Annotated in this window: 14 protein-coding genes and 1 pseudogene; 8 read left to right on the top strand and 7 right to left on the bottom strand. The window is 72.2% G+C overall.

The genetic code is table 11. The annotated features are described in order from the left end of the window. The first annotated feature begins 87 nt into the window (after positions 1-87). Positions 88-1017 carry an alpha/beta fold hydrolase gene (locus ACWDLG_RS00330; RefSeq protein ID WP_449914307.1) on the top strand — a complete coding sequence of 310 codons (930 nt, stop codon included), beginning with the start codon at positions 88-90 and terminating at the stop codon, positions 1015-1017. 107 nt (positions 1018-1124) lie between these two features. Here the strand turns inward: ACWDLG_RS00330 and ACWDLG_RS00325 are convergent, their stop codons facing one another. Genes ACWDLG_RS00325 through ACWDLG_RS00310 form a run of 4 tightly spaced genes read right to left on the bottom strand, consistent with a single transcriptional unit; the run spans position 1125 to position 4514 of the window. Next, the gene (locus ACWDLG_RS00325) at positions 1125-2306 is read right to left on the bottom strand and encodes an ABC transporter permease (RefSeq protein WP_449914306.1); all 1182 of its coding nucleotides are present in this window, start codon (positions 2304-2306) and stop codon (positions 1125-1127) included. After that, the gene (locus ACWDLG_RS00320) at positions 2303-2962 is read right to left on the bottom strand and encodes an ABC transporter ATP-binding protein (RefSeq protein ID WP_449914303.1); all 660 of its coding nucleotides are present in this window, start codon (positions 2960-2962) and stop codon (positions 2303-2305) included. The genes ACWDLG_RS00325 and ACWDLG_RS00320 overlap by 4 nt, the downstream gene beginning before the upstream one ends. Beyond that, complete coding sequence (locus ACWDLG_RS00315) at positions 2959-3999, bottom strand: peptidoglycan-binding protein (RefSeq protein ID WP_449914301.1); 1041 nt, start codon at positions 3997-3999, stop codon at positions 2959-2961. The genes ACWDLG_RS00320 and ACWDLG_RS00315 overlap by 4 nt, the downstream gene beginning before the upstream one ends. Beyond that, positions 3996-4514 (bottom strand): hypothetical protein, encoded by a 519-nt coding sequence (locus ACWDLG_RS00310; RefSeq protein WP_354913942.1) that lies wholly within the window; start codon positions 4512-4514, stop codon positions 3996-3998. The genes ACWDLG_RS00315 and ACWDLG_RS00310 overlap by 4 nt, the downstream gene beginning before the upstream one ends. Before the next feature lie 83 nt (positions 4515-4597). Here ACWDLG_RS00310 and ACWDLG_RS00305 point away from each other — a divergent pair, with 83 nt between their 5' ends. Both ACWDLG_RS00305 and ACWDLG_RS00300 read left to right on the top strand, forming a co-directional pair. Next, positions 4598-5242, top strand: a complete 645-nt coding sequence (locus tag ACWDLG_RS00305) for a response regulator transcription factor (RefSeq protein ID WP_354913940.1) — start codon at positions 4598-4600, stop codon at positions 5240-5242. After that, positions 5239-6426 carry a sensor histidine kinase gene (locus tag ACWDLG_RS00300; protein WP_449914296.1) on the top strand — a complete coding sequence of 396 codons (1188 nt, stop codon included), beginning with the start codon at positions 5239-5241 and terminating at the stop codon, positions 6424-6426. The genes ACWDLG_RS00305 and ACWDLG_RS00300 overlap by 4 nt, the downstream gene beginning before the upstream one ends. Here ACWDLG_RS00300 and ACWDLG_RS00295 read toward each other — a convergent pair. Beyond that, positions 6416-7717: an aminotransferase class I/II-fold pyridoxal phosphate-dependent enzyme gene (locus ACWDLG_RS00295; protein WP_449914294.1), complete on the bottom strand. Its 1302-nt coding sequence runs from the start codon at positions 7715-7717 to the stop codon at positions 6416-6418. The two genes, ACWDLG_RS00300 and ACWDLG_RS00295, sit on opposite strands and share 11 nt — an antisense overlap. A gap of 73 nt (positions 7718-7790) precedes the next feature. Here ACWDLG_RS00295 and ACWDLG_RS00290 point away from each other — a divergent pair, with 73 nt between their 5' ends. Further along, positions 7791-8762 (top strand): helix-turn-helix domain-containing protein, encoded by a 972-nt coding sequence (locus tag ACWDLG_RS00290; protein WP_354913935.1) that lies wholly within the window; start codon positions 7791-7793, stop codon positions 8760-8762. A 469-nt stretch (positions 8763-9231) separates the two neighbouring features. Here the strand turns inward: ACWDLG_RS00290 and ACWDLG_RS00285 are convergent. Together ACWDLG_RS00285 and ACWDLG_RS00280 are read right to left on the bottom strand one after the other, a co-directional pair. Then, positions 9232-9384, bottom strand: a pseudogene (locus ACWDLG_RS00285) (ClpX C4-type zinc finger protein); the annotation flags it as partial. Between the two features lie 18 nt (positions 9385-9402). Continuing rightward, on the bottom strand, positions 9403-9771 hold the full coding sequence (locus ACWDLG_RS00280) for a hypothetical protein (protein WP_449914291.1): 369 nt from the start codon (positions 9769-9771) through the stop codon (positions 9403-9405). 342 nt (positions 9772-10113) lie between these two features. Here ACWDLG_RS00280 and ACWDLG_RS00275 point away from each other — a divergent pair, with 342 nt between their 5' ends. From ACWDLG_RS00275 to ACWDLG_RS00260, 4 genes are all read left to right on the top strand, one after another. Next, positions 10114-11910: a glycosyltransferase family 2 protein gene (locus ACWDLG_RS00275; RefSeq protein WP_449914289.1), complete on the top strand. Its 1797-nt coding sequence runs from the start codon at positions 10114-10116 to the stop codon at positions 11908-11910. A gap of 73 nt (positions 11911-11983) precedes the next feature. Further along, complete coding sequence (locus ACWDLG_RS00270; RefSeq protein ID WP_449914287.1) at positions 11984-12991, top strand: energy-coupling factor ABC transporter permease; 1008 nt, start codon at positions 11984-11986, stop codon at positions 12989-12991. 2 nt (positions 12992-12993) lie between these two features. After that, positions 12994-13752 carry a cobalt ECF transporter T component CbiQ gene (gene cbiQ / locus ACWDLG_RS00265; RefSeq protein WP_354913927.1) on the top strand — a complete coding sequence of 253 codons (759 nt, stop codon included), beginning with the start codon at positions 12994-12996 and terminating at the stop codon, positions 13750-13752. Continuing rightward, the gene (locus ACWDLG_RS00260) at positions 13746-14507 is read left to right on the top strand and encodes an energy-coupling factor ABC transporter ATP-binding protein (RefSeq protein WP_449914283.1); all 762 of its coding nucleotides are present in this window, start codon (positions 13746-13748) and stop codon (positions 14505-14507) included. Before cbiQ ends, ACWDLG_RS00260 begins: the two co-directional genes overlap by 7 nt. Positions 14508-14636: the final 129 nt, after the last annotated feature.

Here is a 14636-nt window from a genome sequence, read left to right as displayed (position 1 = left end):
GTCACCGGCTGAAGCCAGGCGAAATCACCCATCAGTTCTTCGGTGAAACAATGGAAGGGCAGGTCAGCGGCACCACGGGAGGACCACGTGCGCGAGATCGAGATGGCGGTGACGGCCGACGACGGGGTGGCCATCTCAGGCACGCTGGCCGTTCCGGATGGCGACGGGCCGCATCCCGCCATGGTGCTCACCTGGCCCATGGGGCTGGACAGGGAGGCCGACAGGGGCGGCAACCGGCTCGGCCTCGGCCGGCCCATGGCCGAGGCGCTGGCCGCGAAAGGGGTCATCTCCTACCGGTTCGACCCGCGCGGCACCGGCCGGACCCCGGGCGGGGGGCGTACGGTCCCGCTCGCCCGCTACCGCCAGGACGCCGCCACGGTCCTGCGGGCGGTGGCGGACCTGCCGGGGGTGAGCACGGTGGGCGCGATCGGCTACAGCGAGGGCGCGCAGCAGGCCGCCTGGCTGGCGGCCCACGCGGGGGCCGCTTCCGCCGTCCTGCTCGGCTGCACCGCCCAGACAGGGGAGGAGGTCTACCTGTGGGGCGCGGCGCGCTGGGGCAAGGACGACCTGCCGCGGCCGATCAGGCTGGCCCTGCGGCTGTTCGGCCGTACGCCGGAGGACCAGGCGCGGCGGCTGTTCGCCAGGGTCAAGTCGGGCGCGCCGCGGATCTACGGCGTCCCCGTGTCGCGGGCCTTCCGCGAGTGGCTCGTCCACGACCCGAAGAAGGATCTCGCGGCGATCCACGTGCCGGTGCTGGCGATCATCGGGGACAAGGACCTCCACGTCGACGTGGACGACCTCGACGTGATCGACGACCTGGTCCCGGGGCCGGTGGAGACGCGCCGCTTCCCCGACCTCACGCATCTCCTGCGCCGCGATCCCGGCCCGGCCTCCCGCAGCACCTACCGCGAGCAGTACGCCCGCCCGGTGGATCCGGAGCTGCTGGAGGAGGTGGCGGCCTTCGTCAGCTCAGCGGGTCGCGCAGGCGGCGCGGGAGACGCTCCCCGGTGTCCATGATCTCGTCGGCTTGAAGACGGCCTCGGCCGGCGGTGGCCTGGCGCCCCGTATCCCCTGAACCCGGGTGGCGGCGGCACCGGGGACTCCGGTGCCGCCGCCGTACCCGGTCAGGTGGTGGTCAGTGCCACCGTCGGCGACAGGCGGGCCGCGCGCATGGCCGGGTAGAGCCCCGCGACGGTGCCGATGACGAGCGTGGCGGCCACCGCGCCGCCGATCGCCCACGGGGGCACGACCGGCGGCCAGTCCCGCGACATCGCGTACCCGACCGTCGCCAGCGCCCCCAGGACCGCACCCGCCACCCCGCCGAGCGCCGACAGCAGCAGCGACTCCGACAGGAACTGGACGCGGATCTGCCCTCTCGTCGCCCCCAGCGAGCGGCGCAGGCCGATCTCGCGGCGGCGTTCGAGGACGGAGATGACCATGGTGTTGGCCACGCCGACCCCGCCCACCAGCAGCGCGACCGCGCCGAGGCCGAGCAGCAGGCTGGTGAAGGCGCCCGCGGCGGCGGCCCTGGCGGCTAGCGCGTCGGACGGGCGGCTGACGTCGACCTCGTTGGGGTTCTCCGGGTTGACCGTGCGCGGCAGCACGTCCCGCACGGCCTCGACCGCCTCCTCCGCCGACCGTTCGTAGATCGTCGTCGGGTGCCCGTCGAAGCCGAGATGTTCCTCGGCGACGGGGAAGCCGACGAGCGCCGACCGTTCGATCTCGGGGGCGAGCGGCGTGGGGCGGAGGATCCCGATCACCGTGAACCAGCGCCCGCCCATCCACACCCGCACGCCGGTGCGGGTGATGCCCAGCCGTTCGGCGGCCTTGGCGCCGAGGACGACGGCGGGCTGGCGGGAGGTGGCGTCGTTCAGCCAGGTGCCCTTCGCCACCGTGCCCTCCAGCGTCTCCAGCAGGGACGTGGTCGCCGCCTGGACGCTGATGCCGCCGGTCACCGCCTCGTCGATGTGGGAGGTCCGCCGTACGGTCGCCGGGGCCGACCCCGTCGCGGCGGCGGAGAAGACGGGGCCGATGCGGGAGACCATGTCGACCGCGGTGCGCGGCAGCTTGGCGGGCTCGCCGAAGACGGTGTTGCCCGCCGAGACGGTCAGCATGTTGGTGCCCAGCTTGTCGAGCTGGCGCAGCAGTTGCTCCCGCGAGGACGACGAGATGCCGATGACCGCGATCATCGTGGCGATCCCGATGGCGATCCCGAGCGCCGACAGGATCACCCTGGCCGGGCGGGCCCGCAGCCCCGACGCCCCGACCCTGAGGACGTCGCGGAGGCTCAGCCTGGCCGGTCTCATGGGAGCACCAGCCCGTCCCTGACCCGCACCTGCCGGGGACACCACTCGGCGATCTCGCTGTCGTGCGTGATGATCGCGATGGTCGTCCCCGCCTCGCTGAGCTCTTTGATGATCTTCAGGACCTCGGCTCCCGCCGCCGAGTCGAGGTTGCCCGTCGGCTCGTCGGCCAGCAGCAGGGGCGGGTCGCCCACGACGGCCCTGGCCACGGCGACGCGCTGCTGCTCGCCGCCCGACATCTGGTTCGGCTTGTGGCCGAGCCGGTGGCCGAGGCCCACCCGGTCCAGCGCCGCGGCCGCCCGCTCGCGCCGGACGCGCAGCGGGGTGCCGGTGTAGAGCATTCCGTCGGCCACGTTGTCCAGCGCGCTCACCCCCGGCGACAGGTGGAACTGCTGGAAGACGAAGCCGAGGTGCCGGGCGCGCAGCGCGGACAGCCGGCGGTCGCTCAGCCCCAGGACGTCGTGCCCGGCGATCCGCACGCTTCCCGCCGTCGGCCGGTCGAGGGTGCCGATGATCTGCAGCATCGTGGACTTGCCCGAGCCGGAAGGCCCGATGATCGCCAGCAGCTCGCCGGAGTCGACCGTCAGATCCACCCCGCGCAGCGCGTGGACGGTGCCGTTGTAGGTCTTGGTGACTCCGCGCAGCTCGATGATGCTCATTCGGCGGGCACCCCGACCTTCATCCCCTCGGCCAGCCCCGCGCCGGTGATCTCGACCATGCCGCTGCCGAACGCGCCGACCTCGACCGGCACGAGCCTGGTGCGGGCGCCCTCGACGACCTCGACGCCGAACCCGCCCTCGCGCAGCGCGAGCAGCGCCTCCACCGGTACGGCCAGCACGTCCTCGCGCCGCTCGCTGACCAGCTCGACCTCGACCGGCGCCTGGTCCAGCTTGGTGCGGGGGGCCTTGTCCAGGGTGATGTCGACATCGACGGTCGTGCTCTCCTTGACCGTCTTGGCGACCGTGCCGACCGAGGTGATCCGCCCGGCCGCCTTCTCGCCGCCCGGCAGCTCGACGGTGACCTTGGCCCCCTTCCTGGCCAGGGTCTGGTCGTCGGTGTCGAGGTCCACGTGGACCACCCTGTCCAGGCCGCTGACCGCCAGCACCTGCCGGCCGTGGGCGGCCCTGCCGCCGACCTCGCCCCGGACGCCGGTCACCCTGACGGCCGACGGCAGGAACACCACCTGGGCGGCGTCCACCCGTCCCGTCTCGGGCAGGCCCCTGTCCTCCTGCCACTCGACGACGGCCTGGTAGGTGGCGTAGGTGAACTCGTCGTCCACGGTGAAGCCGTCGTAGCCGAGCGCGGCGAGGTTGCGTTCGAGCTGCTCGACGTCCGGGCCGTCGCCGACGCCGAGCTGGAGGGTGCGGTAGAGGGGGAGCTTGCCGTACATGAGGACCGTGGGGCGGCGGTCGGTCCTGAACAGGGACCGGCCCCGCCTCACGACCGCGCCCTCGTCGGGGAGCCAGGTCAGCGTGCCCGCCGCGCCCGCGGCCACCTGGCGCTCGCCCTCGTAGGTGAGGGCGCCGTCGACCGTCTTGGTGTCGATCAGGTCCTGCCTGGTGATCGGCGCCGTGGCCGGTACGGCCGCCGCCGCGGGGGCCGCCGCGCCGGTGCCGCCGTCGGCCAGGACGGCCACCGCCGCGCCCGCCACCGCGACCGCGAGGAGGCAGGCACCGGCGAGGGCGACCCTTCTCACGAGCCGTTCCCCCTCAGCGCGCCGGGCGCGAACTCCTTGCAGGCCTCCTGGGCGACCTTCATCGCCTGCTCGCCGCCCTCGGCCCCGGTGATCCTCACCATGCCGTCGGCGCTCGGGTCCTCCATCTTGACGCCGTTCTCGCGCATGCACTGGGCGAACTTCAGCATCTGGTCGCGCTGGGCGGGGTCCATGGCCTTGCGCTCGCCCGCCGCCTGGTCGAGGTACTGCTTGCAGGCCTTCATCGCGGCCTCGGTCTTGGCCTGCTCGCCCTTCTTGGCCTGGATGCGCACGCCTCCGCTGCCGTCGGGATCGGGCATGTCGACGCCGTTCTCGCGCATGCACTGGGCGAACTTGAGCTGGGCGGTGTTCCTGTCCATGGTGGCCGAGGCGCTCGGCCTGGCGGCGGCGGTGGCGCTCTCGCCGACGCCGGCGACCTGCGCGGTGGTGGAGGGGGTCGAGCCGCACGCGGCGGCGAGCAGGAGTGGCAGCGCGGCCACGAGGAGGTGTCTTCTCATGCCGCACACTTCACTGAAGGGAGCGCTAAAGCCGGATAAGTGGCTTACTCACGGCTAACAGGCGGTGCTGCACGCTCGTCATCATGCGGGTGCTCATCGTGGAAGACGAGGAACAGCTGGCCGACGCCGTGGCGCGCGGGCTGCGGCTGCAGGCCATGGCCGTCGACGTGGCCTACGACGGCCAGGAGGCGCTCGAACGCGCCTCCCACACCGACTACGACGTCGTCGTCCTCGACAGGGACCTGCCCGAGGTGCACGGCGACGACGTCTGCGAGGAACTGGCCGGCAGGAGCAGGATCCTCATGCTCACGGCGGCCGGACAGGTGCGCGACAAGGTCGAAGGGCTGACCCTCGGCGCGGACGACTACCTGGTCAAGCCGTTCGCCTTCGCCGAGCTGGTGGCCAGGATCAGGACCCTGGCCCGCCGCAGCTCGCCCGCCGCGCCGCCGGTGCTGGAGCGGGCCGGGATCAGGCTCGACCCCGCCCGCCGTACGGTGACCAGGGACGGGCGGCCCGTGTCGCTCAGCCGCAAGGAGTTCGACCTGCTGTGGGAGCTGATGCGCGCCGAAGGCGCGCTGGTGACCTCGGCGGAGCTGCGCCGCAGGGTGTGGGACGAGTACGCGGGCACCGACACCGCTGTCCTGCGCGTCACCATGACCGCGCTGCGCAGGAAGCTCGGCGGTCCCGCCCTCGTCGGGAACGTGCCGGGCAAGGGGTACCGGCTGTGAGGCTCGGGCTGCGCGCCAGGCTCACCGTCCTGTACGGCGTGCTGTTCTTCGTGGCCGGATCGCTGCTGCTCTGGTTCACCTACCTGCTGACGTCCAGCGCGTTGAGCAAGCAGTTCGTCCTGGCGTTCGCCAAGGTCGGCCCGGGCGCGGCGCTGCCGTCCAAGGAGCAGCTGCAGACCACGATGAAGCGCGAGGTGGGCGTACGCGCCGCCGAGGTGCTGGACGAGATGCTGCGCTACTCGCTCATGATCATGATTCTCATCGGGATCATCGCGGTGATCCTCGCCTACCTGGTGGCCGACCGCGCGCTGCGGCCGATCGACCGGGTGACCGAGACCGCGCAGCGCCTGTCGGAGAGCACCCTGCACGAGCGCATCGGCCTGGACGGACCCGACGACGAGGTCAAGCGCCTGGCCGACACCTTCGACGCGATGCTCGACCGGCTGCACAGGGCGTTCGACGCCCAGCGCAGGTTCATCTCCAACGCCTCCCACGAGCTGCGCACGCCCCTGGCGATCAACCGCACGGTCCTGGAGGTGTCGCTGGAGGAGCCGGAGGCCTCCGCCGACCTGAAGGCGCTGGCACGGGCGTTGCTGGGCACCAACGCCCGCTACGAGCGGCTGATCGAGGGCCTGCTGCTGCTGGCCCAGTCGGAGCAGGAGCTCACCGCGCGCCGCCCGGTCGAGCTGCGCCACATCGTCCGCACCGTGCTGGAGCAGGTCGACCTGCAGCCGCGCAGGCGCCGGGTCACGATCCACCAGGACCTGTCGGACGCCGAGGTCGAGGCCGATCCGCTGTTCCTGGAGCGCTGCCTGTTCAACCTCGTGGAGAACGCGATCAAGTACAACGTGCGCGACGGCCAGGTCTGGATCAGGGTGTCGGCCGACGGGCTCGTCACGGTGGAGAACACCGGGCCCGTGGTCGCGCCGTACGACGTGGACGGCCTGTTCGAGCCGTTCCGGCGGCTGGCGGGGGAGCGCGTGCGCTCCGACAGGGGCGCCGGGCTCGGGCTGTCGATCGTGCGGGCCATCGTCGACGCGCACGGCGGCACCATCACCGCGCTGCCCAGGCCGGACGGCGGCCTGGCCGTCACCGTGAGCCTGCCCAGGCCGGCGACGGCGAGCGTCGCGGGCCCGGGCAGGCCTGTGAGGGGGACCGGGGGTCTGCGGGAGGTCAGCAGGTGAAGTGGACCCCGGAGAAGCCGCGCCGCCACTGGGTGACCTCGGGCGCGACCGTCGCGGGATCCACGGACGGGTCGAGGCTGCGGGCCACGAACGCGGCCAGCACGGGCATGTCCTCCTCCGTCATGCCCAGCCGCGCCACCTCGGGCGTGCCCAGGCGCAGCCCGTTGACGTCGCCCTCGACCGGGGCGGCCGGCAGGCCGATGCCGCAGGCCAGCAGGTTGGCTCGGCGCATGCGGCGGGCCGCGGCCTGGCCGCCCCGGGGAGCGACGAGCGCGAACTGGTGGGAGTTGGTGCCGCCGCCGAAGACGGGCAGGCCGAGCTCCTGCAGGCTGGTCGCCAGCTGGTGGGCGGTGCTCACCATCATCTCCGCGTAGGCCTTGCCCGCCACCTTCCAGTCCAGCAGCGCGACGGCCAGCGCCGCCGTACGGCCCGCGTCGAAGTTGGCGGTGAGCCCCGGATAGGCGATCGCGTCGAGGCGTTCGGCCAGCGCGGCCGAGTCGGTGACGACCAGGCCGCCGGCCGGGCCGCCCAGGCTCTTGTAGGTGCTCATCGTCATGAGGTGCGCGCCCTGGGCCAGCGGGTTCGGCCAGACGCCGCCGGCGATCATCCCGCACACGTGGGCCGCGTCGAACAGCAGCAGGGCCCCCACCTCGTCGGCGATCTCACGGACGGCGGACACCGGGTGGGGGAAGGGGTTGAGGCTGCCGCCGAGGGTGATCAGTCTGGGCCTGACCCGTACGGCGAGCTCGCGCAGCGCGGCGACGTCGACGGTGTAGCCGTCGGCCGCGACGGGGGCGTCGACGGTGGTCAGGCCGTACAGGCCGGCCGCGCCCGCCGCGTGGTGGGTGACGTGTCCGCCGATGGCGGGCGGCGGGGCGATGATCGTGTCGCCCGGCTTGCAGGTGGCCATGAACGCGTAGAGGTTGGCCAGCGCGCCCGAGCCCACGCGGACCTCGGCGTAGCGGGCCGAGAACACCTCGGCGGCCAGCTCGGCGGCGATGATCTCGATCTGCTCGATGGCCTCGAGGCCGGTCTCGTACTTCTCACCCGGGTAGCCGAGGGAGGGCCTGGAGCCGAGCCCGGCCGACAGCAGCGCCTCGGCGCGCGGGTTCATGACGTTGGTCGCGGGGTTGAGGTTGACGCACTCCACGTCGTGGATCTCGTGGCTGCGGGTGGTGAGCCGCTCGATCTCGGCCAGCGTGGCCGAGGCGGGCTGCGAGGAGACGGCGGCCGCGCCGTGCTGAACGAGATCGTCGGCGGCGGCGGGAACCCAGGAGCGAGGGGCGAGCATGGGGCCAGGGTAAGCAGCACGTCGCGGCGGGCACATGGTGTGGATGAAGGGACCCGCTCCTACACTTGTCGGAATGCAGGCATGGCTCGACGCGCTCGCCGCGGCCATCGAGCGGAGCGTCACCGTCGACGACCCCGACGGCCGGCTGATCGCCTACAGCTCGCGGCACGCCGACGCCGATCCGGTGCGGGTCGCCGCGATCCTCTCCCGGCAGGTCGCGCCCGAGATCAGCCGCTGGCAGGACCTGCACGGCATCGCCGCGGCCACGGCACCCGTCCGGGTGCCGGCCAACGAGGAGCTCGGCATGGGGGCCAGGGTCTGCGTGCCCATCAGGGACGGCGGGCGCGCGCTCGGCTACCTGTGGCTGCTCGACCCCGACCAGACGCTGGACGGCAAGGCGCTCGCGCTGGCCGAGGAGACCGCCCGCGAGCTGGCGGCCGCCTGGCACGAGGACCCCGACGCGATGGTCCGCCGCCTGCTGACCACGGGGCAGGGCTGGAACCGGACGACCCCCAGACTCATCCAGGTGTGCGTCGTGCTTCCCGGCTCCGGCCGGCCGGAACGCCATGCCATCGGCGGCTTGCGGACCGACACCCACGCCGCCTACCTGCTCCGCCAGCCCGCCGACGCCATGCCGGACGAGGACGGCGTCACCCGCGGCTACAGCGAGGCGATGGCGCCCGAGGCGGCTCCTGAGGCCTACCGCCAGGCGCTGACCGCCGCCCACCTGGCCGCCGCCGACCCCGCGCTGCCGCGCCAGGTGTCGTGGGCGGGGCTGGGGCCGTACCTGACGCTGCTCGGCGCGGCGGACGATCCGCTGGCCGGGCTGGACGGCGAGCAGGCGCACACCCTGGAGACCTACCTGGACCTCGGCGGCAACGCCCAGCGCGCCGCAGCGGCGCTGCACCTGCACCGGACGACCCTGTACTACCGGCTCGGCCGCATCGCCGAGGCGCTGGGCGCCGACCTCGACGACGGCATGACCAGGCTCCACCTGCACCTGGCGCTGAAGAAACGAAGGCTCGACTCGGGTCTTCCCGGCTGAGCCCCCTGCTCCAGCTCCCCGGCGGCGGCCGGGGAGCTGGAGCCCGTTCATTCGGCGGTGAGCCGTTCGGCCTCCTCGTGCAGCGCGGCGACCAGCAGGAGCTCGATCGCGAGCTCGGCCAGGTCGGGCGCCGCGAGGCCCTCGAGTACGTGCATGGTGGGCCTCCCTGATCAGGGGACGCCCCAGCAGTCACAGTGGTTTACCGGACGGGTTACCCGGACGGGTTACCCGGACGGGATACCCGGACGGTTACCTGGGCCGGTTATCTGAACCTCTCCCAGGCCGACTGGCGGGTCATGTTCAGGGACGCGCCGATGCGTTCCCAGCTCACGTCGCGGGTGCGGAGGTGGCGCACCCAGTCGTGCAGGTTGTCGTCGATCTGCACCTGGACCGCCGCGATCTTGGGAAGGTGGTCGAGGATCTGCTCGACGGACATCTCCTCCCACATGGGCAGGCGCGGCTCCGACGGCGCGCTGAGGCGCTCTGTCTCGAGGATCTCGTTGCAGAGGGCGACGCACTGGTCGCAGATGTGCACTCCCGGGCCCGCGATGAGCTTGCCGACGTCCGCGCTCTTCTTGTGGCAGAACGAGCAGCGGAGCTTGTCCTTCCAGCTGTCAGGCATGGCCTGACAGTAATCCCGTCAGGCGACACCTGACAAGCCCTCCTGCACGGCTTCTCTGGTCTCCTTGACCTGGGACATGATGATGGCGTTGCGCTCCTCGCCGATCTTGCGGCAAATGGTGGTGTAGGCCTGCAGGATCTTGCGGTAGGCGGCGCGCGCCTCCTCGAGTTGGGAGCTGAGCGCGAGCACTCTGATGGGGTCGCCGTAGAGCTCGGCCTCGGCGAGCATGGCGCGCGCCTCGTTCACGATCTGCTCCGCCCGCTGACGCGTACGGCGCAGCAGTGCCGAGCACTCGTAGAGCTCGGCGAGCCGTGCGGAGGAGACGATGCGCTCGGCGGAGCGCACGGCTGGATCCTCGGTCGTCTCACGGCTGAGTTCCGTTCCCATTTCCGCCACCTCTCAGATCAAGGTTGCCTGAGTGTAGACGCGTCATTCCCGTCTTGGGATCACCCAGGTGGGCAGGGGGTAGGGCACTGTTCCCTGCAGGGATGAATCTCTACGCCGCAGGGGAATTCAGCGCCCCCGCCGAGCCGCAATTCACCCTGCTTAATCAGCAAATTTGCATCGCCGGGTGATATGTCGGTTGTCCCGAAAGTAAAGCCGTCAACACGCCGGATTGCCCGCGCGAACCCGCAGTCTCGTCACATACTGAATTCAAGGGCTAGCGGAACGTGACGGCTGAGGGGCGCGGCTGTGGCTGAACGACCGACCGGATGCGAAGAGGGCGGCGTGGACGTCAGCGTCATCATCCCCGTCCGCGACTGCCGTGACTATCTCGATCGCAGCCTGACCTCCGCACTGGTCCAGCGGGTGAAGAAGGAGATCGTCGTCGTCGACGACGGCTCCACCGACGGCAGCGCCGAACTGCTCGAGCTCTACTCCCACTACCACCGCGGCGTGGTCAGGGTCGTGCGCAAGGAGCACCCGATCGGCGCGGGCGGCCCCCGCAACACCGGGCTGGAGCACGCTCGGGGCCGCTACGTGTTCTTCTGCGACGCCGACGACTACCTCGGTCCCGAGGCGCTCGAGCGCATGGTCGCCATGGCCGACAAGAACGCCGCCGACATCGTGCTCGGCAAGATCGTCGGGCACGGCCGCCGCGCGCCGGTCTCGATGTTCCTGCACAGCACCGACCGGGTCGACCTGGGCGACAGCGCCGTCTACAACAGCCTGAGCTGCTTCAAGCTCTACCGCAGGGAGATGCTCGACCGGCACGGCATCAGGTTCGCCGAGGGGCAGCTGATCGGCGAGGACATCGTCTTCAGCGTCCACGCCTACTGCCACGCCGAGATCATCTCTGTCGTGGCCGACTACGACTGCTACCACCTGGTCGCCAGGCCCGACGGCAGCAGCATCATGCAGCAGCCGGCCAGTCGCGACCCGCTCGGCTGGCTGGCCATGATCGGCAAGCCCATCGAGCTGATGACCGCGCACATCGGGCCGGGGCCGCTGCGCGACCACCTGCTCCGCCGCCACTTCAGGCTCGACATCTTCGCCCAGCTCGGCGCCCCCTTCCTGGCTGCCGACGACATGCGGCGCAAGGAGATCGCCCACGAGGTGGCCGTCCTGTGCGACCGGTGGCTGACGCCGGGCGTCACCGACCGGCTCACCACGACCGACCGCCAGCGCCTGGCGGCGCTCGACGACATCGACAGGCTCGTACGGCTGGCCGGCATCGAGGCCGCCGTCGTGTGCCGCCGCCTGACCGGGCTGCGTTGGGAGAGCGACAGGCTGGTCGTGGAGGGCGAGGCGGCGCTCGACGGCCAGCACGCCGCCGGCGGTGTCGCGCTCGTCCTGCGCTCCCGGCAGGAGCAGGGCGGAGAGCTGGTCCTGCCGGCCGACCCCGTGGGCGACGGCGGCTTCATCGCGAGCGTCGACCCCGGCGAGCTGTCGTCCGGCGTGTGGGACTTCTACGTCGCCGTCGAGTGCGAGGGCGTCATCCGCCTGGGCAGGCTGGGCGCCGACCGCGACGGCGGCATCACCAGGCCGGCTCCCCGCCTGGTGGGCAGCGCGGTGGCGCTGCCGTACTTCACCAGGACCAACGGCAACCTCAGCGTCGACGTCGGCGGGCACGTGCTCACCGTGCCGGGCAGCGCGCGGCTCACCCGCACCCGGTGGATCCTGGGGCACCGCCTCCTCCTCGACGGGGAGATCACCGTGGGCGGCGGCGGGATCCCCGAGGCGGGCGCGGTCAAGCAACTGGTCTGGAGGGAGCGCCACAGCGGCAGGGAGCGCGTCGAGCCGGTGGTGGCGCTGCCCGGCGGCGTGTTCGTGGCCAAGCCCGCGATCGGCAGGTTCGCCCCCGGCACCTGGGACGCCTACCTGGAGCTGGAGCTGGGCGGGCCGCCCGCGCGGTTCAGGATCGAGGTCGACGCCGGCACGGTGGCCGAGCCGCGCAGCTGGTGGCGGGGCCCCGTGCGCAGCAGCGTCCGGCCGTACGCGACGGCGGGCAAGGGCAGGCTGAGCACGGTCGTCCGTAAGATCACGCCTCGGGCGCTCGTGCGAAGGCTGATCCGCCGCGGGTAATTGCTAGACATGTGCAACTGCAAAGCCTTGACTTAAAGTAGGGGAGTTTCGTCCGCTTACTGGAGGCTTGGTCGTGCACGTACCCGATGGCTTCTTCAATGCCGCTACATCCGTCTCGGCAGGCGTCGTCGCGGCCGCCGGGGTGGCGGTCTGCCTGCGCGGCGCCCGGCGGGAGCTCGACGACCGCACCGCGCCCATGGCGGGGCTGGTCGCCGCCTTCATCTTCGCCGTCCAGATGCTCAACTTCCCCGTCGCCGCCGGCACCAGCGGCCACCTGCTGGGCGGGGCGCTGGCCGCGATACTCGTCGGACCCTACACCGGCGTGTTGTGCATGGCCGTGGTGCTGCTCGTCCAATGCGTCTTCTTCGCCGACGGCGGCCTGACCGCGCTCGGCATCAACATCGTGATCATGGGCGTGGTCACCGTACTGGTCGGGTGGGGTCTGTTCCGCCTGGTCACCAGGGCGGCGAAGGGCAAGGCGGCGGTCGGCGCGGCCGCCTTCCTCGCCGCTCTGGTCTCGGTGCCCGCCTCCGCGCTGGCCTTCTCGCTGCTGTTCGCGGTCGGCGGCACCGCCCCGATCGACGCCGCCGCCGTCGCCGGGGCCATGGGTGGCGTCCACGTGCTCATCGGCATCGGTGAGGCCCTCATCACCACCGCGACCGTCGGCGCGGTGCTGGCCGTACGGCCCGACCTGGTCTACGGCGCCCGCGGCCTGGCCGCCCCGCTCGTCCTGAAGGGCGCCGACGGCACGACCTCGCCCGTCGGCGCGGCCCCCGCGGCCAAGCCCGCCACCGGCGGCAGGCCGTTCCTGCTCGGCGGCGTCGGCCTGACGCTCGTGCTGGCCGGCGTGGTCTCCTTCTTCGCCTCCGCCGACCCCGACGGCCTGGAGGCGGTCGCCGAGAACAAGGGCTTCCTCGACCAGGCCACCGACCACCTGTTCGGCTCGTGGGCCCTGGCCGACTACGGCGACGTCGGCGGCGTGCCCGTCGGCGTCGCGGGGGTCGTCGGCGTCGGCATCACGCTGCTCGTCGCCGGCGCCGTCGCCTTCGCGGCCCGCCGCCGCGCGGGAGCCGGGGTCTAGAGATGGGCGCGGGGCACCACCACCAGCTCTACCGGCCCGGCGACTCGCCCGTCCACCGGCTGCCGCCGCAGTGCAAGCTGGTGGCGATGCTGGCCTTCGCGGGCGTCGTCGTGGCCACGCCGCGCGAGGCCTTCTGGGCCTTCGGCTGCTACGCGCTGCTGCTGGCGCTCACGGCGGGCGTCGCGCGGGTGCCCGCCGCCCACGTGGTCAGGCGGATGGCGATCGAGATCCCGTTCGTGCTGTTCGCGCTGGCGATCCCGATCATCGGGATGGGGGAGCGGACCGAGGTCCTCGGGCTCTCGCTCAGCGTGCCGGGACTGTGGGCGGCGTGGAACATCCTGGCCAAGGCCTCCCTCGGCGTCGTCGCCTCCATCCTGCTGGCCGCCACCACCGAACCGCGGATGATCCTGCTCGGCGCCCAGCGGCTGCGGCTGCCGTCGTTGCTGGTGCAGATCGCGATGTTCATGCTGCGGTACATGGACGTGATCGTGGACGAGATGCGGCGGATGCGGGTGGCGCGGGAGGCCAGGGGCTTCGAGGCGCGCAACCTCACCCAGATCCCGGTGATCGCCAGGTCGGCCGGCGCGCTGTTCATCCGCTCCTACGAGCGGGGGGAGCGGGTGCACCTGGCTATGCTCAGCCGGGGGTACAGCGGCTCGCTGCCGCTCATCCACGATGTCTCCGGATCGGGGCGGCAGTGGGGGACCGCGCTGGCCCTGCCCGTCACGGCGCTGGCCGTCCTTGGAGTGTCACTGTGGTGAAGTCCCTTGAGGTGAGCGAGCTCGCCTACGCCTATCCCGACGGCACGCAGGCGCTGTTCGGGGTGAACCTCACGATCGGGCGCGGCGAGCGCGTCGCCCTGCTCGGGCCGAACGGCGCGGGCAAGACCACCCTGGTCATGCACCTCAACGGCATCCTGACCGCCGGACACGGCACGGTCAGCGTCGCCGGCACCCCGGTGCGGGCCGACACCCTCAAGGAGATCAGGCAGCGGGTGGGGCTGGTCTTCCAGGACCCCGACGACCAGCTGTTCATGCCGACCGTGCGCGACGACGTCGCCTTCGGCCCCGCCAACATGGGCGTCAGGGGCGAGGAGCTGGAGCACAGGGTCAAGAACGCGCTCGACAGGGTGGGCATGGCCGACCATCTCGACCGGCCGCCGCACCACCTGTCCTTCGGCCAGCGCAGGCGGGTCGCGGTGGCCACCGTGCTCGTCATGGAGCCGGAGATCCTGGTGCTCGACGAGCCGTCGTCCAACCTCGACCCGGCGGCGCGCAGGGAGCTGGCCGAGATCCTGCGCTCGCTCGACGTGACCGTGCTGATGGTCACCCACGACCTGCCGTACGCGCTGGAGCTGTGCGAGCGCTCGCTGATCCTGTCCGGCGGGGTGATCGCCGCCGACGGGCCGACCCCCCGCCTGCTGTCCGACTCCGCGCTGCTGGCCGAGCACCGCCTCGAGCTGCCGTACGGCTTCGCCGTCCCTGAGGCTCCCGGGACCGCCGAGACGCGTGGGTGACCGCCGGGCGGCCGCCCTCGCCGTCCGCGGCGCTCCTCGGCCGGGCATTCCGCTGCCCGCACGTTGGTGAGCGTAGTTTGTCCATGCCGCTCGTCGGGGGATGTCGAAGTACAGTGGCTCATCGAGGAG

The organism is Nonomuraea sp. NPDC003727, assembly GCF_053586935.1.
This window is presented reverse-complemented; position numbering and strand designations above follow the sequence as displayed.